This is a genomic window from Bacillus massiliigorillae, from assembly GCF_000380245.2.
GTDB lineage: Bacteria > Bacillota > Bacilli > Bacillales > DSM-1321 > Bacillus_AD > Bacillus_AD massiliigorillae.
Map to the genome: position 1 here is coordinate 203,540 of NZ_HG428742.1, position 26,957 is coordinate 230,496.

Sequence of the window (26,957 nt, forward strand, 5' to 3'; positions counted from 1 at the left end):
TCATATGAATAGAAGCTTTCAAGTACCATCACTAAATCAATTTCTAAAATAAAATACCATACTTATTCTATTACAAAGGAAAAGAGGCGGCAATCATAACTGCTCATCCTCTTTCCATTGTTGCTTAAATCACGACTTATGCGCGCCCGCAACAGTTTTTATATTTTTTACCGCTACCGCAAGGACATGGATTGTTACGCCCTACTTCGGCTTTCTTGCGGACTGGTTTCTTCTTCACTTCTTCGCCGTCTTCTTTCGGATGAACAGCTTGACCTTTGGCTACTTCTTGTCTTTCAAGATTATTACGAATTTCAGCTTTCATAATATACTTAGCCACTTCGTCTTCAATCGATGTAATCATTTCTTCAAACATCGCAAAACCTTCTTGCTGATATTCTCTTAACGGATCGATTTGACCATACGCACGTAAGTGAATACCTTGACGAAGTTGTTCCATCGCATCAATATGATCCATCCATTTACTATCAACAGCACGAAGTACAATTACTTTTTCGAATTCACGCATTTGCTCAGCTTCTAAATGCGCTTTTTTCTCATCATATGATTCTTTCACTTTCGCAAGAATCAATTCAATGATTTCGTCAGCTTCTTTACCTTGTAAATCAGCTACAGTAATCACACCTTCTTGAAGAAGATTACCATTGATATAATCAATAATACCTTGTAAATGCCAGTTCATTTGATCTTCTTGACTAGTGAAAGCACCTACATGACGTTCAACAGATGAAGCAATCATACGTTCAACGATTTCACGTAAATTCTCACCATCAAGTACTTCAAAACGTTGCTTATAAATGATTTCACGTTGTTGACGTAATACATCATCATATTGAAGTAATTGTTTACGTGCATCAAAGTTATTACCTTCAACACGTTTCTGCGCAGATTCTACCGCTTTCGTTACCATTTTACTTTGAATTGGCTGAGAATCATCCATACCTAGACGAGACATCATATTCTTCATATTATCAGAGCCAAAACGACGCATCAGCTCATCTTCCATAGATAGATAGAATTGTGTAACCCCTGGGTCTCCTTGACGACCTGAACGTCCACGAAGCTGATTATCAATACGACGACTCTCATGTCGTTCCGTACCAATTACAGCTAGTCCACCAAGTTCTTTTACACCTTCGCCGAGCTTGATATCTGTACCACGACCAGCCATGTTTGTAGCAATCGTAACAGAACCAGGCTTACCTGCATCTAGAATAATTTCTGCTTCACGACCATGGTTTTTCGCATTCAATACATTATGAGGAATCTTATGCTTCGTTAACAACTGCGAAATTAACTCCGAAGTTTCAATCGCAACCGTACCAACAAGAACTGGTTGTCCTGCTTCATAACGTTGCTTAATATCTTCAACTACTGCATTGAATTTACCAGCCATAGATGCATAGATTAAATCAGCACGGTCATCACGTGTAATCTCACGGTTCGTCGGAATAACAACAACATTCATATTATAAATGTTACGGAATTCCTCTTCCTCCGTCTTCGCCGTACCCGTCATACCTGCTAGCTTCTCATACATACGGAAGTAGTTCTGGAATGTAATAGTCGCTAGCGTCATGCTTTCGTTTTGAATATCTAAGCCTTCTTTTGCTTCAATCGCTTGGTGCAAACCATCACTGTAACGACGACCTTTCATAAGACGACCTGTAAATTGGTCAACGATTACAATTTCACCATCTTGTACAACATAGTCAACATCGTTATGCATACTAACATGCGCTTTTAACGCCTGATTAATATGATGGTTTAACGCAACATGAGAAATATCGAATAAGTTATCCAGCTTAAATGCACGCTCAGCTTTGTTAATACCTTCTTCTGTTAACTGCACACCCTTTGTCTTCTCATCATACGTATAATCCGTGTCTTTCGTTAACGTACGAACAAAAGCATTCGCTACCATATAAAGCTGCGTAGACTTTTGAGCACTACCAGAAATAATTAATGGTGTTCTCGCTTCATCAATTAAAATCGAGTCAACCTCATCAATTACAGCGAAATGCAATGGACGTTGAACCATTTGCTCTTTATAAAGCACCATGTTATCACGTAAATAATCGAATCCGAATTCATTATTCGTTCCATACGTAATATCACAACGATATGCTTCTTGTTTCTCTTCTCTTGAAAGACCAGTCAAATTCAAACCTACTGTTAGTCCTAGAAACTCGTATAAATGACCCATTTCAGTCGCATCACGAGACGCTAAGTATTCATTGACTGTAATAACATGAACACCTTTTCCTGTAATCGCATTTAAGTATACAGGCATAGTCGAAGTAAGGGTTTTACCTTCCCCGGTTTTCATCTCCGCGATATTACCATCATGAAGAGTCGCGCCCCCCATTAGCTGAACAGGGAATGGATACATTCCAAGTACACGCTTAGATGCTTCACGAACAACCGCAAAAGCCTCTACTAACATCGCATCTAAAGATTCACCTTTTTGGTAACGTTCTTTAAATTCTTCCGTCTTCGCTTGTAATTCAGCATCTGAAAGCTTTTCCGTAGATGCTGCTAAACCTTCTATTTGATCTGCCAACTTCTGCAGACGTTTCACTTCACGCTTATTTTGATCAAACACTTTATTTAAAATCGATAACATTTCACAAACGCTCCTCTGTTTTGTGATGATGAATAATACACAATTTGATTAAACTATAGTCCAAAAGACTACAATATATGAACTTAAAAAAGAAATATCCATTTTTTTATATTACCACTTCTACATGTATGGTACAACATACTGACTAGAGCGATTGCCACCTATTTAGCTCGTTCTACCTAATGCTAAAACTTTCAGTTCGAAACGAAGCTGAAAAGAAAGTTCCATACTGTTCGATGGGTTTTATTAAGGTAAAAGCAAAAATGCCCACAAATCCTATGTTCACTTCATTGTATTAATACGTGTGGTACATGCGAGGTATCTAGAGGTAAGTAATTTCATTATACTACTCTAAAATCATTTCTTATAATAACAAGCTTTCAACCATTCATTCCTGTTATACGAAATAAAGGAACATTTAGTTTCAACAAAAGTGATTACTTTAACATCTTATCCTTTTTGCTAAAAATAGAAACAATAAAGTGAAACTTTAATCGGTGGGGGGCATTCATCCACCATCGATTATTAGTTGAACCAATCGGGTTCTTACTGGTGCTTGATCTCCCACTTACTCGTCTACGTATCTTTACTGCCTTGTTGAAGTGGGAGTCTTAGCACCAGTTTGAACGGGATAACTTACATTAGAAAAACACGACTTATCGCCCCTAATGGCGAAAGTCGATGTCTTTTCTTATACTTTATTCCTTTAATGAAGTTAAACTTTCTTAAAGTACAAAGAAAAAGTCGACTCCCCTGCATCTTTACGATACATGAAAAGCCGACTCCTTAGACTTACATTATAGAAAGAACTTCGTTACTGCTTAATTAGGTTCAATTAAACCATAACGGCCGTCTTTACGTTTGTACACAACATTTGTCGCTTCTGTTTCAGCATTTGTGTAAACGAAGAAGTTATGACCAAGCATGTTCATTTGAAGAATTGCTTCTTCACTGTCCATTGGCTTTAGGTCAAAACGCTTATTACGTACAACTTCCAGTTCACTTTCCTCTGAATCTACTACTTCTACTGCAGGCTCGTCACCTTCAAAAGCAAATACTTCTACACTACCATCATTACGGAACTTACGATTTACTTTAGTTTTATGCTTGCGAATTTGTCTCTCAAGCTTATCAGTAATTGTGTCAATCGCCGCATACATATCTTCTTTTCTTTCTTCTGCGCGAAGCACAAGGTTAGGCATTGGAATTGTTACTTCAACCTTAGCTGTTTTATCATTATAAACCTTTAGGTTTACGTAGACTGTTGCATTTGGTGTGTTGTTAAAATATTTTTCCAATTTTCCAATCTTTTTCTCTACATACTCGCGTAGAGCTGGAGTTACCTCAATGTTTTCACCACGAATGTTATAATCCATAAGTGAGTCCTCCTTCAATAAAACTATTAATGAGTAAATCTATACTCTATAAATTCTATAATACCCCTTCTAAACCCTTCTTGAAACATTAAAAAAATTTGTCGAATTTCTGAACAAAAAACCTCACAATGTTTTCACTATTTGGAAAGCATTTTACCTTACAAATGGTACAAACAGTATATGTAATCATTTTTTTATTATTCTAATCAATAACGCATTAAGACTGAACAAGAATAAATTTTAAAGACTAAACTTACCTAGTTGATGTAGTATTTCTATTTCACATATTAAGATAGAGAAATACCCATTTCAGATTTATCAACCTCACCCCCATAACAAAAAGGTGAATCCACATCGGATTCACCTTAATTCTTCTTATCTAAAAAATAACTACTAGGAGCCGCCTGAGAATAGCCTAAATAACTTTGGCTAGACTGCTCTTTTTTCTTTAAGTTTTTTATTTTAATAGCTATGTCCTTCTTCATTTCTACTAACCTTTTATCAATCACTTGATTTAATTGAACAATTTGTTTCCCTACTTGTTTTTCTTCATCTGTAAAAGGAGGAACTATATCTTGTAAAAGTTCTTCTCTATCAGCTAAACATTTTGTTATTTCATGATATTGTTCATCTTGCAATTGATCTTTTGGCAACTGTGTTATTTGCCTTAACTGTTCTGTAATTTCAAAGCAGCTTTTAATAGAATCTCTCATTAGACAATTCCACCTTGATGTTGCTGCTTTCGATTCATTTGAATTACTTGCTTCCACGTATCACGAAAATCTGTTACTAAGACAGTTGCTTCATCTAATGCTCTCATATCATTATGAATATTCGCCTCTGTTAATCTGTCAAATATATATTCATATAATATTATCATATTTTTACTCACATCGATATCCATATTTAATGTAACCATTAGCTCACGGATAATATTTTGTGCTTTTTGTATGTTTAAATTACGATCTTCATACTTCATTTCTTCAATAGCCTGTTTCGCTTTTGAAATAAATTTCAAGCAACCATTATACAACATAACGGTTAATTCTCCAGGTGAAGCTGTATTTACAGTGTTCTGTTCATAAGTTTTGTATGGATTATTCATAACCATGAAATCAAGACACCCCTTTTTTAGTTAAGTATTCTTGTCAATTACCAAAGAATTGCGCTAGATATGATGACTGTGAGTTAGCTTTTTGCATGGCTTGTTCCATTGCTGTAAACTGTGCCCAATATCGAGTTTCTAAACTTTGTAATTTCTTTTCAAAGCTCACTTGACGTTTTTCAAGATCATTTATTTCTTTACCAATTGAAAATGTATCATTTACGGAGTTCGCACTTCCTGCTTTGTCTCTTAAAGTATCCATTCCGTTTGTAATAGTATCAGATAGCTTTTGAATAACTCCACCTTCACCACGAAATAGTTGCTCAACTGATTCTGGATCATTTTCAATTGCTTTTTTTAACTGTTCTTCATTAATTTCAAGCTTACCACCTGATAACCAATCCTTAGTGGTTGTAATACCCAATTTAGTTAATTGATTATATTCAGGTGAAATTTCACTATTATTTACAGTTCCATACAAATTAAGTCTCATTTGAGATAATACGTTACTTAAAGTTGGATCTCTTCGTAACAAACCACTTTTCGCTAAACTTTCCCATTTTTCTTGTTGTTTGTCACTTAGTTGCTCTTTTTCATCATCAGTTAAAGGTTGATATTTTCTATATCGCTCTTCATCTAACTTGGACTGAATTTTATCAATCATTTCATTGTATTTATCCACGAAGCCCTTTATATTTTCATATACTTTTTTACTATCATTTGTTATACCAATTGTTACAGCGGGTCCCGTAGTAAATTCTTGTTTAAGAGTGAACGATACACCATTAATCGTAAATGTATTAGAGCTTCGCAGCGTTTCCAACCCATTAATTGTAAATGTAGCATTTTGTGCCTTTTCTAGAACAGGATCAGCATTATCAAACTTCAAGAACTCTTTCATAAAATCTCCACTTGTACTGATTTGCGATACATATGTTGGAGGAGGTACTGTAGAATCATCTACACTAGTACCATCATTCTTAAACACACCTGTTTCTGTTCTAGTCAACGTTACATCACCTTTAAATGAATCATAGAACATTGACACGCCCACACTCGAATTGTTTACTTTAGAGATAATAGAATTCAGTGAATCACTACCACTAACAAGAAAATTAGCTTTTCTTTCTCCAGTAGAAGTAATCGTGTCAATTCCAAAATTAGAATATTTATGTTTGTATTCAATTTCTAATTCATATTTCGTACTGCTATCACTTTTCAAGCCGTCTGAATTAAAGGTGATTTTACCAGTTTCTAACTCGATTGTTCCAACTGCTGTACCAGCTTTATTTTTGATTGTTTTCCCATCGGTATCAACTTCATATTTTTCCGTTGTATCTTCTACACCATTCTTCATTATTTTAAAGGTGATGGGGTTAGTTGCATCAAAATTAACTGGTTTTTGTCCAAGCTGCCACGTACCTGGATTTTCACCTAGTTTCACTTTCTCTGTACGAGCATCTGCTGTATATTCAATGGAAATAGTACTTCCTTTGGCAATATTATTATTAAAATTAAGCTTACCATCCATATCTATATAGACTTGATTATCATTCGTCAAATTAGATTCTTGAGTAACAACTTCATACGTTTTACCATTCACTTTCACATTCCACATAGCGCGCTCATCTTTAGAGCTTGAAATAGTAACGTTTTTCAATTCCAAATCAAATTGTTTTCCTTCTGTTTCAATTGTTTTGGAAGCATTGTTGATCGCTCCGTCGTGCCATGCTGCATTATTCTTATCCTGTAAATAGATACTCTTATTTTCATCTAGTTTACCAATTGAACTCTGATTCTTTCTCATTTCTGACTTTGCTAGTTTACTGACACTAGATATATTGTAAGAAGAAGGATTGGCCGCAGCAGTTGCAGTAGCTGTTACTTTCGCTTCATCCGAAGAAGAAACATTTCTTACTCGATAAGCTGTTGTTAACCTCATATTCATCAAATCGTTAGTTCTGAAATTAAATAATATTGAATTCATTGAACGATAATCATCACGTTGCCACTCTAAAATTTGTTTCTTCTGCTTAATTTTATCTAAAGGTACGCTTTCAGCTTGCATCATTTTTTTCACAATGGAGTCGATATCCATTCCACTGGCTAAACCACCAATTCTCATTAAAAATCTGCCTCCTTAAATTTTCTTATCCACTAATACCCCTAAAAACTCCGTCATAGCAGCATACATATCGAGTAGCTTCTTAGGAGGGATTTCTTTAATAACTTCATCAGTCTTGTTATCCACTATCGCAACATAATATTCTTGCAACTCATCATGAAATTCGAATTTCAGATGCGTATTAGATGGCTGCAAGAATTGATTCATACTATCTACAACTTTACTAAGATTTTCTTTTATTTGATTATTAGGAAGTAAACTTTCTGGCTGCTCAATGTTTTCTGATATACTTCCCCTTTCTACTTTAGAATCTAAATTTCTATTCATATTAGATTGAAATGTACCAGCAGACAAAGAAGTTTTATCAATCATTGAACCCGCTCCCTTCAAAATAACTTCAACTCTTTTATTTAGTATCGGTCTTATACGAATCTTTTTTATAAAAATTATTGAATTCCAGTAAATATTGTAATTAAAGATTCAATAATCAACTTATACACTTTTTATCTTTTTATATTATTAAATGGAAAAAAGACTCTAGCAAAGCTAGAGCCTTTTTTATAAAACTGAAAATTAACGTAACAATTGAAGAACACCTTGTGGTTGTTGGTTAGCTTGAGCAAGCATAGCTTGTGCAGCTTGTTGTAAGATGTTGTTCTTAGTTTGTTCCATCATTTCTTTAGCCATATCAACGTCACGAATACGAGATTCAGCAGCTGTTAGGTTTTCAGAAGATGTACCTAAGTTATTGATAGTGTGCTCTAAACGGTTTTGGAATGCACCTAGGTTAGAACGTTGAGCGGATACTTGTTCAATAGCATCATTAATTACTTTAATAGCGCTAGAAGCTTTTTCATGATTAGAAACATCTAATGCTGCTTCTTTAGCAGTATTATTAGTTCCATCATTTACAACATCAGTTGTAGTGAAACCTTCGTCTCCAGCTTTACCAGTAAGACCTAAAGCAGCTGAACGCATATCACCAATTTGAATAGTCATTGATTGACCTTTGTTAGCACCTACTTGGAAAGTAGCTTGGAAATCTTTTTGTACGCCACCATCCGCTACAACAATTTTATTTCCAGCAACTCCACCTTGCGAAGCTGAAACTTTTAGATTACCTGCATCATTCGATAAAGTCACTCCATCAATTTTAGCTTGTGAAACAATCGCATCTACTATTGCTGTAGTCGTTGTAAGTCCACCTATGTTAATACCTTGAGCAGAGCCAGTATACACACCTTTATTAGCATCATAAAACTCTATCGATTTTCCATTAATCGTCATACCTTTACCAATTAATGCAGCTGCATCATCTGCATTAGCTACAGTTGGCATAGTTATTGTTCTATTAGCTTGGGTTGCAGCAGTCGTCGTACCAGTAGCCGCTGCACCCACGCTACCGCCACCAACACTAACTGCTGCTGCCGTAAATGCAGAAACCGTTCCAGCACTTCCTTCGTATTTACCACCTTTAACAGCAGTAATTGTAAGATCGTTACCAGTTCCAGAAACTACATAATTACCTTTTAATTCATCATTAGAATCAATCATTTTTTGGAATGTATCTCTCAATGCATCAGCTGTCTCACCTGTAGTTTGACTGGCATCGATATTGATATCTGCAGTTGTATTATTACCACCTGATGCTATGTTGTATCCTTCATGTGATGCTTGATTAGCTGTACCATTAGCTCTAAATGTTGCCGTTAAAGTTTGTCCATTAATTGTCACAGCAACTGTATCAGCTGCACTTGCAGCTGTACCAACTGTTAATGTAACTGCAGCTTCTGTCGTAGTTCTTTCCGCACCATTTGTAAGTGCTCCTAAACTTGCAGCGCCAGCTCCAATGCCTTCTAATTTAACTCCACCATTTCCCTTTAATAAACTTTGAGTATTAAACTCAGTAGTGTTACCTACACGGTTGATTTCAGAAGTTAATTGGTTAATTTCTTTTTGGATTTCTCCACGGTCAACGCCTACGTTAGTATCGTTGGCAGCTTGGTTCGCTAGTTCACGCATACGTTGTAGGATTGAATGTGTTTCATTTAATGCACCCTCAGCAGTTTGGATCATTGAGATACCATCTTGTGAGTTTTTAGATGCCATATCCAAACCACGGATTTGACCACGCATTTTTTCAGAGATTGCAAGACCAGCTGCGTCATCTCCTGCACGGTTAATACGAAGACCAGAAGATAATTTCTCCATGTTTTTTGATGCTGCAGATTGATTCGCACCCATTTGACGATATGTGTTAAGAGCTGAGATATTGTGATTAATTCTCATTGTATTTTCCTCCTTGAATTAGGTAAGTTCACATCCTTGTGAACTGTTTTTATTTATGAAAGGGTGTCGGCCGTACACCACTTTCTTTACAAGTAATATATCGTCTCATTTTTCAATTATTTTAGTTTATTTTTAATAAACTTTATATATTTTGTCTTATTTCTTTTCACCTAGCAATTGTTCCAGCGAAAATGTATTGTTTACAGCTTGTCTATTCTCGTTCTGAATAGATTCATACACTTCTTTCCGATGAATCTCAACGTCTTTTGGCGCTGAAATACCTAATTTAATTTGATCACCTTTCGCTTCTATTACTTTAATTTCAATATGTTCGCCTATAATAATCGTTTCACCTATTTTTCTAGTTAGCACTAACATTCCATCACCCCTGTCCAACATGTACAACTAAGGCATGTTTTGTTTGATAAGGTGAATTATGTAGTATAACTTGTTTCGCTGTATGGTTTTTCATATTAAGAATCACTGGAGCTTGTAAATTAGCTGTTGTTGACTCAAGAGATTCTCCTAATGTAAGAATCACTAAAGTTAACACATCTTGCTTGTTACCTATCTCTAAGAAAGAAACAATCTGATCTTCCAGAATAAAATCATAGTCTTTAAAAAATAAAAATGGATTCGTTACAATAAATGCAATGTCTTTATGTAAGACAGATTGTAAAACAGAAAAGACATTATCATTTGCCAAAGGATACAGAACAAATTGCTTTTCATCTAAAAAGCCTGGTACGCCTGCTGGAAACTGCCATATATCTTGCTGATTCACTACTATATCTCCATGGTATTTCGTATTAATTTTCATTTCTCAAGGTCTCTCCCTATGCTTGAAAGTTCACATTCACATAATCAATCTGCAATGACTCTTTTTGTCTTAACCCTACTTCAACTTCGCCTGGAGTGTAATCTAAAGTAGGCTTATTTATCTTTGTATTATTAATCACTTTATTTACATTCCAATTAATATCAAGTTTAGTAGGCTCATAATGTAACTTTACACTAAAAAGAGGAGGAACAAACCCTATATTAAATTGTTTTTCTGATCTTTCGCTAACTTGCTTTGCTTGATTAGCAATTGGATTTCCACCATTTTCGATTTTCAATAATTCTTCGCCCTCTTGCGTTCTTCTTGCTATACCTTGTAACCAATCTTGCCGTCCATTCTCAGCGAACTCTTCAATTCTCTTAGCAATTGATTTTAAATCGATTGCTTCCCTTGCAGCCGATTGGTCAATCGTTAACTTTGAAGGCGTTCTATCTATTGTCATCTCAGCTGGTGGTTGCTGAATGTCTAATTGTGCAGCAGGTTGCTGTTGCTCCATAATAGCATTTCTGGTTTGTAGAGAAATCAAAGCCTGCTGAGATTGCATTCTGATCTGTGGCAATTTCATCATTTTCACTCCTTCTACTTAGGCTCTTTATAAAAAGTACAACATATATCCTCGAATAATTGGCATCTATATAATCTCTCGTGTACTAATTCTTACTACTATATAAATTACAAAGAAAAGCTATCCCGTCGGAATAGCTTTCTATCTTAAAAAGTCCATAAGTGTTGGCTGAATAATTCGTGCCCCTGAAGACATAGCAGCACGGTGAATCGCTTCTTGTGTTGTTAAATCAATAATAACTCTTTCCATATCAGCATCTTCATTATCAGACAAAATTCGAGTTGCAAATACTTCTTGATTACCTAAACGATCTTCCATTAAATCGACACGATTTTGTCTTGCTCCAATGTTTGCTTGTTCTTTTAAGAAATTATCAATTTGCGTGTCAATTTTCTCTAAAAAACTATTAATTTCTTCTTTACTTCCATTTCCATTAATCGTATCAATTAATTCTGAAATTACACCTTTTCGTTCAGGATTAAGATTGATTTCATACGAGCTATTTTCGGTTGTAGTAGGAACATTAATCGTTACACCATCTATTGTTTTTGGCCCAGTCATGTCTGTCCAATTAGTTCCATCTTCAGATATTTGCCACTTACTATTTTCATATTTTAAAGAAATCTTTTTATCTTCCGTACCATTGTAAGTTCCAGTCACTATATTAGCACCTTCTGTTGACGGTGAGACACTAGTACTCGATGATGCTCCTACAACACCCGGGAATAGATTTGCCCCAGAAGTATTTGCAGGTAATCTGATTCCTTCAAACACTTCAATTTCAATAGTACCTGTAGTAGCATAGTAATTATCCGAAGGTTTTTTATCAGTTTGTGTACCACCAAAGATATATTTGCCACCAATCTGACTATCGCTGATGTTCATAATTTGTTGCTTTAGTTGCTCAATTTCTGTTGCAATGTATGACCTTTGACTTTCTTCAAGCGTACCATTACTAACTTGTACAGTAAGTTCTCGAATCTTTTGTAACGCCTTAACACTTTGATCTAAAGAATCTCCTGTTGTATCAACCCAATTCTTTACTTCACCAACATTTTGTTGATATTGTTGAATTCGATTTAAATCTGTTCGATATCCCATGGCACGCATAGCAGCTACCGGATTATCAGATGGCTTTGAGAACTTTTTTTGTGTAATTAACTGGTTATTAAGATAGCTTAACTTATTATAACTACTACTGATATTTCTTAATGTATTATTACTAATCATTGATTGTGTAACACGCATTTATTTTCAGCTCCTTATCTACCCACAATACCCATACCATTAATAATTTTATCCAGCATTTCATCGACTACTGTAATATTTCTAGCACATGCATTATAAGCATGTTGAAACTTAATCATATTTATCATTTCTTCATCTAACGAAACCGCACTTACCGATTGACGTCGTTCTTCTACTGAAGCAGCAATAATACTAGAATTACTATAATCTTGTGCAGCACTTTGTGAAACGACACCTAACTTCCCAATAATCCCCTGATAGAATGAATCTATATTCCCAGTTAAACCTGGATCAATTTGATCTTTAGATAGATATTCACTAAACGCTTTCGTTTTTAAATCCGCTAGAGCTTGAGCATTCTTATTATTGCCTGCGTTCCCATCACCTAATCCTGCGGCAATTTTAGAAGGATCATTTTTAATTACACTGTTTACTTTGATATTTGCTGCTGTAATTTCACCAGTATCAGGATCACCTAGGAAGAAATCCAAATTACTTTTCCCTCCATTTAGCTCGTAACCTTGTTTGTGAACTAAATTAAATTCGGCCGCAAATGCCTGTGCCATTTTATTAATATTATCAATCATTTCAGGGTAATGCCCTTTAACAGTACCATCCTCAGTTTCATAACCAAAACTCTGAATTAGGGCAGATAGTTCCCCTGAAAAATTCATTTGATCACCAGTAAGTGAATCTGCTGGTAAATCTGTTGGCAATTCTGCATTAGGAGGAAAATTAGTAATAGAGTCTATATATACACCTTCAACTTTATTGCCATCTTTATAGACATGTAATTGCTTAAAGTCACTTGTTCCATCTCGATTTACCTCGAGTAAATTAATCGGTGGATCATAAGGCTTTCCATCCTTTTGCACAAGTTCAATATTATATAGTCCATCAGCAATTTCTTTCGCATTTCCATAATGATCTGGTTTTACCTTAGTAACCTTGATATTAATTAACCCAGATAATTTATCTACTAACATATCTCTTTGGTCATACAAATCATTTGGTAACATACCATGCGGTTCAACTTCAGAAATTTGCTTATTTAATTGATTAATACTATTTAACGTATCGTTAATTGCTTTAGCGGTTACATCAATTTGACTTCCCAAATCATTTTGCACACGAGTTAGAGAATTATAATAATAATTGAATGTATCCGCGACCATCTGACCGGTAGAGGTAACAACGTCTCGAGCACCGCTATTCTCTGTATTATTTGCTAATGTCTGCAGTGAATTCCAAAATTTATTCATAACGCTATGCAAACCACTTGATGATGGTTCATTCATAATCTCTTCCATTTTCACTAATGATTCCGTCATACCACCATAGAAACCTAGATTCGTATTCTGTGTACGAAGTTGAACATCTAAGAAACTATCTCTTACGCGTGTAATAGCACCCGCTTCTACGCCAGTTCCTAATTGACCAGGATAACCAGGACGGTTCATACCAGGACTTGAAAATGGTGTTGTTGTTACAAAATCTACTCTTTGTCTCGTATATCCAGGTGTATTCGCATTCGAAATATTATGCCCAGTCACGTATAATGCACCTTGTTGAGTGAACATTCCACGCTTTGCCGTTTCTAATCCAAAAAAGGTTGAAGCCATAACCTTTCCTCCATTTCATTCGAATATTTTTATGCTTGAGAATCAAACATACCCTTTTTCAAAGTCTGCTGACTAGCCTGCGCTGGTTTATCATAGTTATAAACCATATCCTGTGGTCTAAGCATGTCTAATGTTAAGTTAATATATTGCAGCGAATTGAAGATTAATTGCTGATTTAAATTATTTTTGTTTTTAAGTTCTGTTGAAAGCTGGACTAATTCTTCTCTTTGAAGAATTAACTGTTCTTTTTCAGATCCTTCTATAGATGCAATAATGTCTGACATAGTCAAAGAGGTAGCTGAAGAATGTTTCCTTCCAAATTCAACTACCTCTTTCTGACGTTGATTTTCAACTTGATTGATTGCTTTAACATGCATTTGTTCTTCGTTTAAAAGCTTCTCTAAAGCCTGTATATTATTATGGGTTATAGCTTCTGTTTTTTGTTCTGCCAATTTTAAAAGGCTTTTGTGAAGCTTTATTAATTGATCAATTTGTTTCATAATTGCAGCGGCAGTCATGTTGTTCCTCCCTTTTTTCGCATCGATTAAAGTAGCGTTGTTGACGCTACTTCTTCGAATAAAAGTCAACTAAACTTCTTGCCGTTCCTCTTGGATCTAATTTATATGTTCCGTTTTCGACGGAAAGCTTCAACTGTTGAACTTTTTCTTGGCGCTGTGCCACAATCTGTGATGATTGCTGTAAATCCTTTGCTGTAGTAGATATTTCAATCTTGTCTTTTCCACTGAAAAGAGACTTCTTTGTTGCATCGAATTTATTAAGATTATTCTTATAAGGATTCATACCAGATGGGCCTACATTATTGATTTTCATAATTCACTTCCCTCACTTTCGAAACCGTAACACATCATCTTACATACAATATCGGTTATTCTCTAATAAGTTTTAATTAATTGTAACATTTTTTATTGACAACATAGAAAAGCGGAAGTGCCCCGTTTTGCGACGTATAGATTGGAGCACTTCGACTGAGATAAAGGAATCACGAAAAGGCGATAGCCGATTCGATGTTGACTTATCGTAGGGAGATGGGCGAAATCTATACGTCGCTGGGCGATGGAGCTAGACAATAAGAAAAACCAGCACCGGTCCTTTTTAATTGTTGCATTTGCTACTTCTTTTCCTTCAAAGTAAAAAGAAGCCAAACGACAAGTGCGAGGCTAATTACAAAAAAACCGCATGACATCCTCACACGGTTTACTCTTCATTCTTTGTATAAAACGTAACTTTCTTTTCTTTTTCAATTAGCTCGGCTTTACGCTTTTCCTCTTGATTGTATGTCTTTAATTGTTTTCGCATATTGTTTGTACAAGTAGCGCAAAGTGAGCCTTCTTGAATAAAAGAACCACAGCTTTCACATTTATATCCAAGGTTCGGAAATTGCGATAATTTCAATTTACCCATTTTAATAAATTTAATAAGTAAGTCTTCATCTACGCCAGTGTCTTCAACAACTTGATTAATCATAGCCTTACGATTTTCTTTTTTTCTAATATATTGATACACTTCCTCGAAGATTTTCTCTTCTTCCTTGAAGCATTTATCACACACATCACGAAATTTCGTTCTAAGAAAAATAGCCCTACACTTAGGACAATTCGATACATCCCCCATTAGTAGAATCCCCCTTCATAACTAGATTAATCAACAAAATAGTTAATTTTTACCTTTTTATATTATATAACAAAAAACTCTCGAAGTTTCTAAATATCACAATAAGTTAACAAACATAGCGAAATAAGCCTGAAGAGGGTATTATTTAGTCGTTGTCCGTAAACCTTTTTTTGTAATCATTTACATGGTACGTATTACGACTACTTCTTTCTATTATGTCATTTTTTCGTTTTTCTTCTGCTTCAAATGTTTTTAATTCTTTAACCATTTTTTCTTTACATGTTGGGCAAAGTTGACCTTCTCGTATTAATTCTCCACACTTTTCACACTTATAGCGAAGATTAGGATAAAGTAATGGTCTTAAGCGCCCTGTTTTAATAAATTTTATTAATAGCTCTTCCTCTATACCTGTATCTTCAAGTACTTGTTCAACAGTAGCTGTACGATTTTCCTTCTTCTTAATATAACGATAAACTTTATCAAACATTTTTTCTTCTTCTTTATAGCACTGATCACATACATCACGAAATTTTGTTTTTTCAAATATAGTGGAGCAATTAGGGCAGTTCGCAATTTCTCCCACAGCAATTCCCTCCTAATCTTTTTTAAAAATAATTCAACCATATGTCTTATACATTATGCAATGAATGGTATTGTTGGTTTTCTTTCTATATTATTATCTAGCAATCGTGACAGAAGACACAGAATACGCACCAGCATTTCGCAGTATTTCCGACGCATATCGTAAAGTTGAGCCTGTAGTATATATATCGTCTATTAAGAATATATTTTTATCTTTCACATCTACTCCCTCCTTCAACTGAAAGAGATTGTCTAAATCCATTCTTTCCTTTCTCGACTTTTTAGATTGTTTTTCCGAATGAATACGAACTAGTAAATTAGTAGGTGTGAGCTTAGCCATTTTAATAAATGCTTCACTTTGATTAAAGCCTCGCTCTACTAAACGTTCCTCGCTTAAAGGAATAGGAACAATGTAATCAATAGGATATTTAGAAAGAGTTGTTTTTATATCTGTAGCAAAAAGTTCTGCAATAGCATAATCACCACGGTACTTGTAACGAGCCATCAAATTTTTTAAGAAGCTATTATATTTATAGAAGGAGATATTTTCATGAAGGATGTTTTTCCATCTCTCTTGTTGTTCCCAACGGAAGCAATCGTGACAAACTGTTCCATGAATATAATCTTTGTCTAGCTCATCTAGCATTCTTGAACATTTTGAACAACGTGGACCAGTCAGCAATAAGAGCTGCTTACTACATTGATGACATAAGTTCGCTTTGTTTTGTTGTAGAGATAGCGAATTCCAGGAATACGTCAGTGGAGTACCACTTTGACATAACCAACAAATTTGTTTTGCAAATAAACTAATCATCAATTAATCCCCGCTCTCTAGCTTCTTTGTTCATACTTTGAATTTGTTTCACTGCCTTAAGCATTTCTCGGGCCTTCCCATAATGAAAAAAGACAACATCTCCGCTTGGATACATCGCGCTTCTTCCAACTCTCCCTGCTATCTGAACTAGGGCACTTTCTGTAAAAATAGCTTCTTCCGCTCCAATCACGGCCACATCTAATTTTGGAATGGTTATGCCTCTTTCCAAAATTGTAGTTGTTAAAAGTCCTAAGCTTGCTCCTTCACGTAGCTTACTTACTTTTTCTTTTCGATTGACATCTTCTGCATACACCGCTTCTATTTTTTCGTAATGTTTTTGAAAGAGAGTTAGATTTTGATTCATCAAATCAATATTTGGAAAGAAAATGAGGAAAGGTGTCTTACTTTGTAGTTTCTGAAGGTACCAGCTGAGTAGTGATGAGGGAATATTGCCTTTCGAAAAGGATTTTTGCCAATTACCACACCATTTTAAATGTGGGACTGGTATCGAATGACGATGAAAGCGAGCCGGAATAGTTACGAAAGGTAGATCATTTGCCTTCATTGCTTTTTTCATTACATTAGAAGGTGTGGCTGTTAAGTATATGAGAGAAGATTGTTCCCTCCTAGATTTTTCAACAGCAAATTGTAAAGCACGATCTACCGAATAAGGAAATGCATCTACTTCATCAATTATGATTGTATCGAAGGCTTTGTAGTATCTTAATAATTGATGAGTGGTACTAATGACTAATTGTGCACAAACACTTTTCTCTTCACTTCCTCCATATAATGCGGCGGTGGTTGTATGTGGAAAAGCTTGTTTTAGTCTTGGTGCAAGCTCCAAAACTACATCCGTTCGAGGTGTCGCAATACAAACTCGATTACCTTTAGAAAGAGCAACAGCGATTCCTTTGAAAAGAACTTCCGTTTTCCCAGCTCCACATACTGCCCAAGTCAAAAACTCCTTATTCTGCAGAATTGCTTCTACGACAGCATTAGAGGCTGCTTCTTGTCCATCTGATAATTCTCCTTGCCACTGAAGAGGTTCGGGGTGTGGCGAAAATAAAAGTGGTGTTCCTGCCCAAAGTACTAATTTCGTACAACTCCGCGATTTACCCATCATAATGCAATTTCGACAATAGACACATTCTTTTTGGCATTTGGCACAATGATGTTTATAAAAACAATGCGATTCATTAGCTCCACATCTATTGCATTTATGTCCATTCGCATCTTGTTCTATGGCGTTTATATAACCTATATATCCTTGCTGATCATGTTCCGTGAGATTGTGTTGAGGATCTATTTCATCTAGAAGCAATGCTTTTCCGTAGAGTAACTGTTGGAGCGGTAGTGAAGGAGTGAAATTTGCATCAAATGGTTTACAATCAATACTAGGGGATGATAACTGAGTGAAAATAATTAACGCCTCCTTTTTGAGTTTGAGTGTACATTCGACAATTCATCACAAAATCCCTCCACGTATGAGTATTTTCTACGGATATTCAGTATTTATTGCCCGAACTCTTCATTTGTTTGCCGTATCTCTCCGTTTATTCGCCTTATCCAACCTTTTATTAGCTTTAACTCATCATTTATTTGCCATAACAAAAAAGAGCTGCTCCATATATGGAACAGCCTCTCGTATTATTATTTCTTATACCAACCAATACCCATAGCACCTTCACCTAAGTGTGTGCCGATAACAGGTCCAAAGTAGCTAAGCTCAAAATTAACGTTTGGATATTTTGCTGCTAATTCTGCTTTTAATTCTAATGCTTCTTCTTCACGACATGCATGAATGACAACAGCTTCCATTGGAACTCCTGTTTTTGCCTCTTCTTCAAACAAGTCAATGATTCTTTTTAATGCCTTTTTGCGTGTTCTAATTTTTTCAAAAGGTACGATTACCTTATCTTGAAAGTGAAGAACTGGTTTTACTTGTAGTAAGCTTCCGATTAGAGCTTGAGCACTGCTTAAACGTCCACCACGTTGAAGGTTTGATAAATCATCTACCATAAAGTAAGCTGTCACTGACTGCTTCATTTCTGCTAGTCGCTCCATGATACGTTCAGGTGTTTCGCCGTTTTGTGCCATTCTTGCTGCTTCTAATACGTAGAAGCCTTGAATTCTACAGCTGATTTCAGAATCGAAGCAATTAACATCGATTCCTTCCACCATTTCACCAGCAGATACTGCTCCTTGGAAGGTTCCACTGATACCACTTGATAAGTGAATGCTGATTACTGCATCATATTCTTTTGCTAAATCTTCATATGTTTGTAAGAACATACCTACTGAAGGTTGAGATGTAGTAGGTAGTTTACCTTCTTTTTTAATTTCCTCAAAGAACTCACTTGCTGTTATGTCAATTTCTTCTCTATAAGATTCTGTTCCAAAGACTACACTTAACGGAATCATATGTATGTTAAGCTTGTCGCGCAACGTTTTCGGGATATACGCTGTACTATCCGTAACAACTGCCGTTTTCATAAAATAGTACCTACCTTATTTAAGATATTTCTTCTTTCCAATTATATTAACCATTTTATATGATAATGTACAACTTTGCATTAAAATGTTATTTTACAGTAATTTTAGTTTATTAATTGTTTTCATTATCGGCCTATTTATACTTTTTTACTCATTTTCTAATTGCTAAATAAACTTAAGAAAAGCGCAAGCGCCCGTTTTGCGACGTATAGATTGGAGCACTTCGACTGAGATAAAGGAAACACGAAGAGGCGGTAGCCGATTCGATGTTGACTTATCGTAGGGAGATGGGCGAAATCTACTAGTCGCTGGGAGCTGGAGCTAGACACCACACAAAATTATATGCTTTCTTATCATTAAAAAAAGGGATGCAATCATATAATCGCATCCCTTTTTCAAACTTATTTATTACTTCACTTCAACCCAGCCGTTTTTAATAGCTAGAACAACAGCTTGAGTTCGGTCGTTTACATTCATTTTTTGTAAAATATTACTTACGTGGTTTTTAACCGTTTTCTCTGAAATGAAAAGCGTTTCTCCGATTGTACGGTTGCTTTGTCCATCAGCTAACAATTGCAATACTTCACATTCTCTTCTTGTTAGTAAGTGTAGTGGTCTTCTGATTTCGGTTACGGTTGTAGCAGCACTTTCACCAAATGAATCTGAAGCCAATCTTCTATATTCTTTAACTAAATTATGAGTTACACGTGGATGAAGGTATGAACCACCATCTGCGACTACTTTAACCGCCTGAATTAGTGCATCAGAGTCCATCTCTTTTAACAGATAGCCGCTTGCTCCTGTTTTCAGTGCGTGCGTTACATAATTTTCATCGTCATGAATGGATAATATGATTACTTTCGTATTAGGAAATTGACGTACTAATTGTTTTGTAGCTTCTACGCCATTTAATTGTGGCATATTAATATCCATAATAACTACATCTGGTCTGTGAGTTTCTACTAAACCAAGTGCTTCGTTGCCGTCGTCGCCTTCAGCAACAACTTGAAACGTTGATTCAAACTCCAAAATCCTCTTTACCCCTTCACGAAATAGTTGATGATCGTCAATTATAATGATGCTTGTAGTCAACTGCTTCCCCTCCCTAATCCTTGTTCATCTTAAAATTTGTACCCTAGTGTGAGCTAACTCTTATACTACTCTTATTTTAAACAATTGGAAGATTAATCATAATGAGAGTTCCACTTCCCACATTAGAATCAATAGTGATATCACCATTTAAAAGCTCTACTCTCTCCTTCATCCCTAGAAGACCGAAAGAACCATCTTTCTTAGCCTTTGGGTCAAAACCCTTACCATTATCTTTAATGATTGCAATCACATTTTTTTGCTTAATCTCTATTTTAACTTGGACCAGCGATGCAGTTGCGTGCTTCAGAGCATTTTGCACTGATTCCTGGATTAAACGAAATAATGCTACTTCTAGTTTAGTTGGTAGTCGTAGTTCTTGTCTAATAGTAACAAGATCGATTTTTGTTGATTTATTATAATCTTCAATTGTACGTAAATATTTTCGAAGTGTAGGCACTAAGCCTAAGTCATCTAATGCCATAGGCCTTAAATCATAAATAATTCTTCTCACTTCATATAAAGCACTATGGACCATTTTTCGTAAATCTCTAATTTCAGCAAGCGCTTCCTCAACGCCTCGTTCACGAAAAATTCGTTCGATTAAATCAGAACGCATCATCACATTGGCCATCATTTGAGCCGGACCATCATGAATTTCTCTTGATAGACGCTTTCGCTCTTCTTCTTGAGCTTCAATAATTTTGAAACCAAATTCTTGATGCCGTTTGGCGTCATGAAGCATATCTCCGACTTTAACTAAATCACTTGTTAAAAAATTAAAAACAACACTTACTTGAGAAACTAGATACTCAGCACGCTCAATTGTTTCTTTCAAACCAATTAAACGACGCGCTAAATCATCGCGACGAGTACGAAGTTCCTTTTCTTTTTGTCTTGTTGAATGTAAATCTAGCTGAATCTTACTCGCTATATCATATACTTGTTCTACATAGTCTTCAGAAAAGTTAGTAAAATCGCTTTTTACTTCGGCTAATCTGTTACGAGCAAGGCGGTCTTTTATTTCGAGTGCATCACCTTTTTCGATTGTTTGTAGAACAAGTTTCTTAATGGTTTCAAGTTCTTTTGCAATAGAATGAAATTCTTTTCGACTCTGTTCGCCTATTTTAAAAATTTCATCTTTACTATTCCCTACAGTTTGAATCATTTTGTCTACAATTTGATCTAAATCTGCAATATTTATATTATTTTTAATGGTCACTGGGAATCCTCCATACTAACCAAACTATATTTTCAGTAAATCTTAAACGATGTGTGTTGCAGATCATTCTGTTATAAGTCATCAAGTGTTACCTTTATTCCGCATTTAACACTTTGACTTGAAGGAATGTATCAAAATACATGGTCTTTTTATCCTTGGAGATATGTACAATATCTCATCACTTTTATCTTATAAATAAATCTTGACTCTGCATATACGTCTAATAACCTAATTATTAGCAGAATCAAACAAAAAATGATAATATATTGAACTAATTTCTCATTCTAAAGGATTAACACCATGGACATAGTTTTTATTATAACACGCTATTGGTACAATAGTATTAAATTTTGATTACAACTTTTTACTATTTCAGCATAAAAAAGAACTGGTTTTCTTTTTATAATATGTAAATGAATAATTGAACACAAATAATATGAAGATTATAATAAAAGAGTTATAGTATTTTTTTAATCATTATATTTACATACGAACAATTGCTTAGGTCAGGAGGTAAGGAATGCTTCAAGAATATCTTACAGTTAAAGGGTACGGTGAACATGAAATCGATATTAAAAAATCACGCTTTATTGCCTATGTTGACCGTGTCACTACTGAGGAAGAGGCTCAAGCCTTTATCCAGAAAATAAAGAAAAAACATTGGGATGCAACTCATAACTGTTCCGCTTATATGATAGGTGAGCATGATCAAATTCAAAAAGCGAATGACGATGGTGAGCCAAGTGGTACAGCAGGTGTTCCTATGCTAGAAGTCTTAAAGAAAAAAGGGTTAAAAGACACAGTTGTCGTTGTAACTAGATACTTTGGAGGTATTAAGCTTGGCGGTGGTGGTTTGATTCGCGCCTATGGTAAATCTACTTCTGAAGGGTTAAACGCAACAGGCATTGTAAAGAGAAAGCTAATGCGTGTCATGCATACAACCGTTGATTATACATGGTTAGGCAAATTGGAAAATGAACTACGCTCTTCCCATTATGGTTTGAAAGAAATCAATTACCTTGATAAAGTAGAAATCTCTACATTTGTCGAAGAACCTCAAAAAGATCTATTCACTTCTTGGATGATTGAATTAACAAATGGTCAATGTGAAATCCGCGAAGGAGAGCAATTATACCAAGAGCAACTTATTGAAACTTAATTATCTGTTTATACGTCTATATTTTTACACAATCCATAAGGAGAAAACATAAATGGAACAGACTCGAAGAAGAATTGTTAAGAAGAAAAAGAAAAGATGGAGAAAAGTTCTTCTTTTCTTTATGGTAATAATACTTGCTATAGCTGGATATGGTGCTTACGTTGTCTACGAAGCCACAAAAGCTGCAAATGATTCATACGTTCAACTTTCTCGTGGTGAAAAATCTAAACTGCGTAATAAAGCTGTTCAATTTGGTAAGGAGCCTGTTTCCATTCTTTTATTAGGTGTAGAAGATTATGCCTCTGGAGGAAAAGGTGGCCGTACAGATTCCATTATGGTTGCTACTTTCAACCCTGAATCTAAATCAATGAAGCTAATGAGTATCCCACGAGATACACGAGTATACATTCCAAGTAAAGATAAAAAAGCAAAAATAAATTCTGCCTATAATAATGGTAAAGAATCAACAATCGAAACTGTGGAAGACTTTCTAGACATTCCGATTGACTTCTATGCCACTGTGAACTTTGAAGGCTTCAAAGAAATCATTGATGAAATAGGTGGAGTAACTGTAGACGTACCATTTGATTTCTGGGAATACACAGATACTTTCCCTCGTAAGAAACTGTATTATAAGGAAGGTAAACAAAAGTTAAATGGTGAAGAAGCTCTAGGTTATACTAGAATGCGTAAGCGTGACCCAAATGGAGATTTCGGTCGTGCTGATCGACAAAAAGAAGTGGTAAAAGCTGCATTTGATGCACTGATTACACCAAAGAATTTATTAAAAGTCGATGATATAGCGAAGCACGTAGGGGATAATGTAGAAACAAACTTAAAGGTAACAGACCTTCTAGCCTTTACAACAAAATTTAAAGGTTTTACTTCTCAAGATATTAAAACATTAACTTTAGAAGGTGAAGGAGATTCATCATTAGGTACATGGTACTTCATGCCTGATCAAGATGCATTAGAAAAAACGAAAAAAGAACTACAAGATCATTTAAATTATAAAGCAAAATAAGAGGGCGACCCGTCCATTCAAAACGTCTCATTATAAAATGAGGCGTTTTTTTTAAAAGAATAAGAAGTTATATAAATTTGTGCTGTGTCCAACCTTACACCTGCTATGCTCTGAAATAAGCCAACCTGTTTTGAAAACCAAGTGCTTCAATCTATACATCGCAAAACGGGCGCTTGCGCTTTTTAAAAAAAGTAAAAAAATGGATATAAAATGTCTAGCAAATTTCTTTTTTATTACGAATATTACACATAGAACACAGTAATTAAACATTATGGTAAACTACTAGAATGTGATTATTATTTTACGAACTTTAAAAAAGAAGGTAAAATAAATCTTGGTATACCTGTTTTTCATGATACGTATAACAAAGGAGAACAACTCGATGCATGAGAACCGTAAGATTTACATCGTTACGAAAAAGAAAAAAAGTCGAAAAAAACTAGCCATCATGATCTTAACGCCAATATTCGTTCTAATGTTGGCTGGAATTGGCTATGTAGCTAACCTATATAATAAAGCAGAACAAGTTGCAAATAAATCATTCGAATCAGTAGATGGAACCGATAGAAGCATCGCTGAATTATCTACAAAAGTAGAAAATACCTCTATATTAATTATTGGTGTAGATGATAGTAATTCCCGTAACTACCAAGATTCAACACGTTCAGATGCGCTAATGGTCGCAACATTTAATAAGAAAGATAAATCCGTTAAACTATTAAGCATTCCTCGTGATTCTTATGTATATGTCCCTGAAAAAGGAGATTATACAAAAATCAACCACGCATATGCACTAAACGGTCCAAAAAGTACAATTGAAACAGTAGAAAATTTATTAGATATTCCTATTGATTATTATGTACGCGTAAACTTCTATGCATTCATCGACATTGTTGATGCATTGGGTGGCATTGAAGTAGACGTACCATATGAAATGTTTGAAAAAGATTCAGAAGATCGTCATAATGCAATTCATTTACAAAAAGGAAGACAAGAAGTGAATGGTGAAGAAGCGTTAGCCTTCGCTCGTACTCGTAAACAAGACACTGATATGCTAAGAGGACAACGTCAACAAGAAGTTATCCAAGCTATTGTCTCTAAAGCAACTTCAGCTTCCTCTCTCGCAAAGTATACAAATGTATTAGAGGCTATTGGCGACAATATGAAAACAAACATGACATTTAGCCAGATGAAAGCATTCATGGCATTCGCTTTAAAAAATAAAGGCTTAGAAATCGAGCCTATCCAACTTCAAGGTGAAGACGATTACATCAATGATATTTACTACTACAAGCTTGATGAAGATGCTTTAGAAGATACAAAAAACAGCTTGAAAGCACATTTAGAAGGAACTAACACAGCTTCCTCTTCTAACCTTGCTCAAGAGCAGCAACCAATCAATGAAGCAATGAATAATACTAATTCGTCAGATGATGAAGATAAACAAGATTTATAATAAAAAGGTGCCTCAATATGTGGCACCTTTTATTATATATGTTCGAGGTTTTGCTGATGCATTCGGTACTCTGCTTATATAATTTGGTTCTCCGCTCATATTTTGAGCTCTCAGCTTATATTTTCAGGTTCTCTCCCATACTTAATACAATGAAAAAAGGTGCCCATATTTTGAGCACCTTAAGAAAACTACCGTGAAACTTCTACAATAACATTTCCCTTTATATTTCTGTATATACATACAATCCATTCTAACACTTAATTCATCCCCAAATTATTGCATAGGAAATACTTACAGTACAAGTGCAGCAATAATCCCAAAAACAATCAGCGGGATATTATAGTGTAGAAATGTCGGAATGCATGTATCCCATATGTGATGATGCTTACCATCTGCATTCAAGCCCGAAGTTGGGCCTAACGTGCTATCAGAGGCTGGCGATCCAGCATCCCCCAATGCGCCAGCTGTTCCTATAAGAGCTGCAGTTGCCAATGGTGAGAATCCAGCTGCCGCACAAATCGGAACATATAGCGTTGCTAGGATTGGGATTGTTCCAAACGAAGAGCCTATCCCCATTGTAATAACTAATCCAACAAGTAAAATAACAAAGGCAATTGCCAACTTTGACGTACCTATAACAGCAGTTGTTTGTTGTACCAAATCATTTACCGCACCAGTTTCTTTCAAAACGGTTGCATAACCCGACGCGATAAGCATAACAAAGGCAATCGTCCCCATCATACTCATTCCTTCTTGGACAATTCGGTCGCCTTCACTCATTTTAACAACTCTCGTAGCAAATAATACAGCTATTCCGATTAATGCACCTAGTACTAATGATTTTGTTAATAATTGAACCGCTAAGGCTACAATGATTGCAATGATTGTTATCCAATGGGTAAATATCCACTGTAAATCACTTATATTAACTTCTATATTCTGATGTTGCTTCAAAGAGGAATTCACGACACGATCTTTGCGATACGTAATAAAGATAGCAATTAGCAAGCCAACAATCATTCCTGCACCCGGAATAAGCATTGCAATCGTAACATCATTCAAAGCAATAAACATGTTGTTAGCTTTCATTTCGTCTCTTATAATACCTTGAAATATTAATCCAAAACCTGCAGGTATCATTATATATGGTGTTTTCAATCCAAAAGTTAGTGCAGCTGCAACTGCTCGTCTATCTAACTTCAATTGATCAAATAAAACCAGTAAAGGTGGTATTAAGATGGGAATGAATGCGATGTGAACAGGAATTACATTTTGAGATAAACAAGCAATACCTGCAATCGTTAGCACAAGAGCAACTTTCTTCCCTTTGAATACGACTAACATCTTATTCACTAGAATAGTCGTAATACCAGACATTCCAATCATCACCGCAAAAATACCAAGCAATATATAACTTAAGGCTGTATTCGCCTGCCCACCCATTCCTGAGATCATCACAGACGTTGTTTCAACTAAATCCATCCCCGAAATTAAACCTGCTACTAAAGCTGCAATAATAAGGGAAAATAACACATTCACTCTTAATAAACTTAATATAACAAGCAATATCACACTAATAAGTACTGCGTTTGTAAGCATCATATCAAACCAACTTCTCTTCTTTAATATATTAGTACTTTAACAAACTAAATTGAATGTATCTAGAAG

Annotated in this window: 25 protein-coding genes; 3 read left to right on the forward strand and 22 right to left on the reverse strand. The window is 35.3% G+C overall.

The features are described from left to right. Positions 1-136: 136 nt before the first annotated feature. The 21 genes from secA to TX86_RS17340 form a co-directional block, all read right to left on the reverse strand. Entirely contained in the window at positions 137-2,644 is a 2,508-nt protein-coding gene (secA, locus tag TX86_RS17235; RefSeq protein ID WP_042350827.1) for a preprotein translocase subunit SecA, read from the reverse strand. 821 nt (positions 2,645-3,465) lie between these two features. Continuing rightward, entirely contained in the window at positions 3,466-4,020 is a 555-nt protein-coding gene (hpf, locus tag TX86_RS17240; RefSeq protein WP_042350828.1) for a ribosome hibernation-promoting factor, HPF/YfiA family, read from the reverse strand. Between the two features lie 365 nt (positions 4,021-4,385). Continuing rightward, entirely contained in the window at positions 4,386-4,733 is a 348-nt protein-coding gene (gene fliT / locus TX86_RS17245) for a flagellar protein FliT (RefSeq protein ID WP_042350829.1), read from the reverse strand. Beyond that, a complete protein-coding gene (gene fliS / locus TX86_RS17250) occupies positions 4,733-5,131 on the reverse strand; it encodes a flagellar export chaperone FliS (protein ID WP_042350830.1) in 399 nt (132 codons plus the stop codon). The genes fliT and fliS overlap by 1 nt, the downstream gene beginning before the upstream one ends. 37 nt (positions 5,132-5,168) lie before the next feature. Beyond that, positions 5,169-7,250 carry a flagellar filament capping protein FliD gene (fliD, locus tag TX86_RS17255; protein ID WP_042350832.1) on the reverse strand — a complete coding sequence of 694 codons (2,082 nt, stop codon included), beginning with the start codon at positions 7,248-7,250 and terminating at the stop codon, positions 5,169-5,171. A gap of 15 nt (positions 7,251-7,265) precedes the next feature. Then, positions 7,266-7,622, reverse strand: a complete 357-nt coding sequence (gene flaG / locus TX86_RS17260; protein ID WP_042350833.1) for a flagellar protein FlaG — start codon at positions 7,620-7,622, stop codon at positions 7,266-7,268. Positions 7,623-7,823: 201 nt separating this feature from the next. Beyond that, positions 7,824-9,539: a flagellin N-terminal helical domain-containing protein gene (locus tag TX86_RS27535; RefSeq protein ID WP_042350834.1), complete on the reverse strand. Its 1,716-nt coding sequence runs from the start codon at positions 9,537-9,539 to the stop codon at positions 7,824-7,826. A gap of 156 nt (positions 9,540-9,695) precedes the next feature. Further along, positions 9,696-9,917, reverse strand: coding sequence for a carbon storage regulator CsrA (csrA, locus tag TX86_RS17270; protein ID WP_042350836.1), 222 nt, complete (start codon positions 9,915-9,917; stop codon positions 9,696-9,698). A gap of 4 nt (positions 9,918-9,921) precedes the next feature. Next, a complete protein-coding gene (gene fliW, locus TX86_RS17275; protein ID WP_042350837.1) occupies positions 9,922-10,359 on the reverse strand; it encodes a flagellar assembly protein FliW in 438 nt (145 codons plus the stop codon). A gap of 16 nt (positions 10,360-10,375) precedes the next feature. Then, positions 10,376-10,948 (reverse strand): DUF6470 family protein, encoded by a 573-nt coding sequence (locus tag TX86_RS17280; protein WP_336469865.1) that lies wholly within the window; start codon positions 10,946-10,948, stop codon positions 10,376-10,378. Between the two features lie 138 nt (positions 10,949-11,086). After that, a complete protein-coding gene (flgL, locus tag TX86_RS25860; protein WP_052343717.1) occupies positions 11,087-12,193 on the reverse strand; it encodes a flagellar hook-associated protein FlgL in 1,107 nt (368 codons plus the stop codon). 14 nt (positions 12,194-12,207) lie between these two features. Beyond that, positions 12,208-13,815 carry a flagellar hook-associated protein FlgK gene (gene flgK / locus TX86_RS17295; protein WP_042350840.1) on the reverse strand — a complete coding sequence of 536 codons (1,608 nt, stop codon included), beginning with the start codon at positions 13,813-13,815 and terminating at the stop codon, positions 12,208-12,210. 29 nt (positions 13,816-13,844) lie between these two features. Continuing rightward, positions 13,845-14,333: a flagellar protein FlgN gene (locus TX86_RS17300; RefSeq protein WP_042350841.1), complete on the reverse strand. Its 489-nt coding sequence runs from the start codon at positions 14,331-14,333 to the stop codon at positions 13,845-13,847. A gap of 46 nt (positions 14,334-14,379) precedes the next feature. Beyond that, complete coding sequence (gene flgM / locus TX86_RS17305) at positions 14,380-14,646, reverse strand: flagellar biosynthesis anti-sigma factor FlgM (RefSeq protein WP_042350843.1); 267 nt, start codon at positions 14,644-14,646, stop codon at positions 14,380-14,382. Between the two features lie 384 nt (positions 14,647-15,030). Then, the gene (locus TX86_RS17310; RefSeq protein WP_042350844.1) at positions 15,031-15,447 is read right to left on the reverse strand and encodes a TIGR03826 family flagellar region protein; all 417 of its coding nucleotides are present in this window, start codon (positions 15,445-15,447) and stop codon (positions 15,031-15,033) included. Between the two features lie 145 nt (positions 15,448-15,592). Then, positions 15,593-16,030: a TIGR03826 family flagellar region protein gene (locus tag TX86_RS17315; RefSeq protein WP_042350845.1), complete on the reverse strand. Its 438-nt coding sequence runs from the start codon at positions 16,028-16,030 to the stop codon at positions 15,593-15,595. 93 nt (positions 16,031-16,123) lie between these two features. Then, positions 16,124-16,843 carry a ComF family protein gene (locus tag TX86_RS17320; protein ID WP_052343718.1) on the reverse strand — a complete coding sequence of 240 codons (720 nt, stop codon included), beginning with the start codon at positions 16,841-16,843 and terminating at the stop codon, positions 16,124-16,126. Continuing rightward, complete coding sequence (locus TX86_RS17325; RefSeq protein WP_500676234.1) at positions 16,836-18,269, reverse strand: ATP-dependent helicase ComFA; 1,434 nt, start codon at positions 18,267-18,269, stop codon at positions 16,836-16,838. Before TX86_RS17325 ends, TX86_RS17320 begins: the two co-directional genes overlap by 8 nt. Positions 18,270-18,496: 227 nt before the next feature. Continuing rightward, positions 18,497-19,339 (reverse strand): DegV family protein, encoded by an 843-nt coding sequence (locus TX86_RS17330; protein ID WP_042350848.1) that lies wholly within the window; start codon positions 19,337-19,339, stop codon positions 18,497-18,499. A 408-nt stretch (positions 19,340-19,747) separates the two neighbouring features. Beyond that, positions 19,748-20,431 (reverse strand): response regulator, encoded by a 684-nt coding sequence (locus tag TX86_RS17335; RefSeq protein WP_042350849.1) that lies wholly within the window; start codon positions 20,429-20,431, stop codon positions 19,748-19,750. 76 nt (positions 20,432-20,507) lie between these two features. Further along, positions 20,508-21,650, reverse strand: a complete 1,143-nt coding sequence (locus TX86_RS17340) for a sensor histidine kinase (protein ID WP_042350851.1) — start codon at positions 21,648-21,650, stop codon at positions 20,508-20,510. Positions 21,651-22,170: 520 nt separating this feature from the next. On the opposite strand from TX86_RS17340, the gene TX86_RS17345 reads away from it, so the two are divergent. The 3 genes from TX86_RS17345 (at position 22,171) to TX86_RS17355 (ending at position 25,289) form a co-directional block, all read left to right on the forward strand. Beyond that, positions 22,171-22,809 (forward strand): YigZ family protein, encoded by a 639-nt coding sequence (locus tag TX86_RS17345; protein ID WP_042350852.1) that lies wholly within the window; start codon positions 22,171-22,173, stop codon positions 22,807-22,809. Positions 22,810-22,861: 52 nt separating this feature from the next. Continuing rightward, a complete protein-coding gene (locus TX86_RS17350; protein ID WP_042350853.1) occupies positions 22,862-23,833 on the forward strand; it encodes an LCP family protein in 972 nt (323 codons plus the stop codon). Positions 23,834-24,215: 382 nt separating this feature from the next. Continuing rightward, positions 24,216-25,289, forward strand: coding sequence for an LCP family protein (locus tag TX86_RS17355; RefSeq protein ID WP_042350854.1), 1,074 nt, complete (start codon positions 24,216-24,218; stop codon positions 25,287-25,289). Positions 25,290-25,580: 291 nt separating this feature from the next. Here the strand turns inward: TX86_RS17355 and TX86_RS17360 are convergent, their stop codons facing one another. Continuing rightward, positions 25,581-26,888, reverse strand: a complete 1,308-nt coding sequence (locus TX86_RS17360) for a Na+/H+ antiporter family protein (protein WP_042351198.1) — start codon at positions 26,886-26,888, stop codon at positions 25,581-25,583. Positions 26,889-26,957 lie beyond the last annotated feature (69 nt).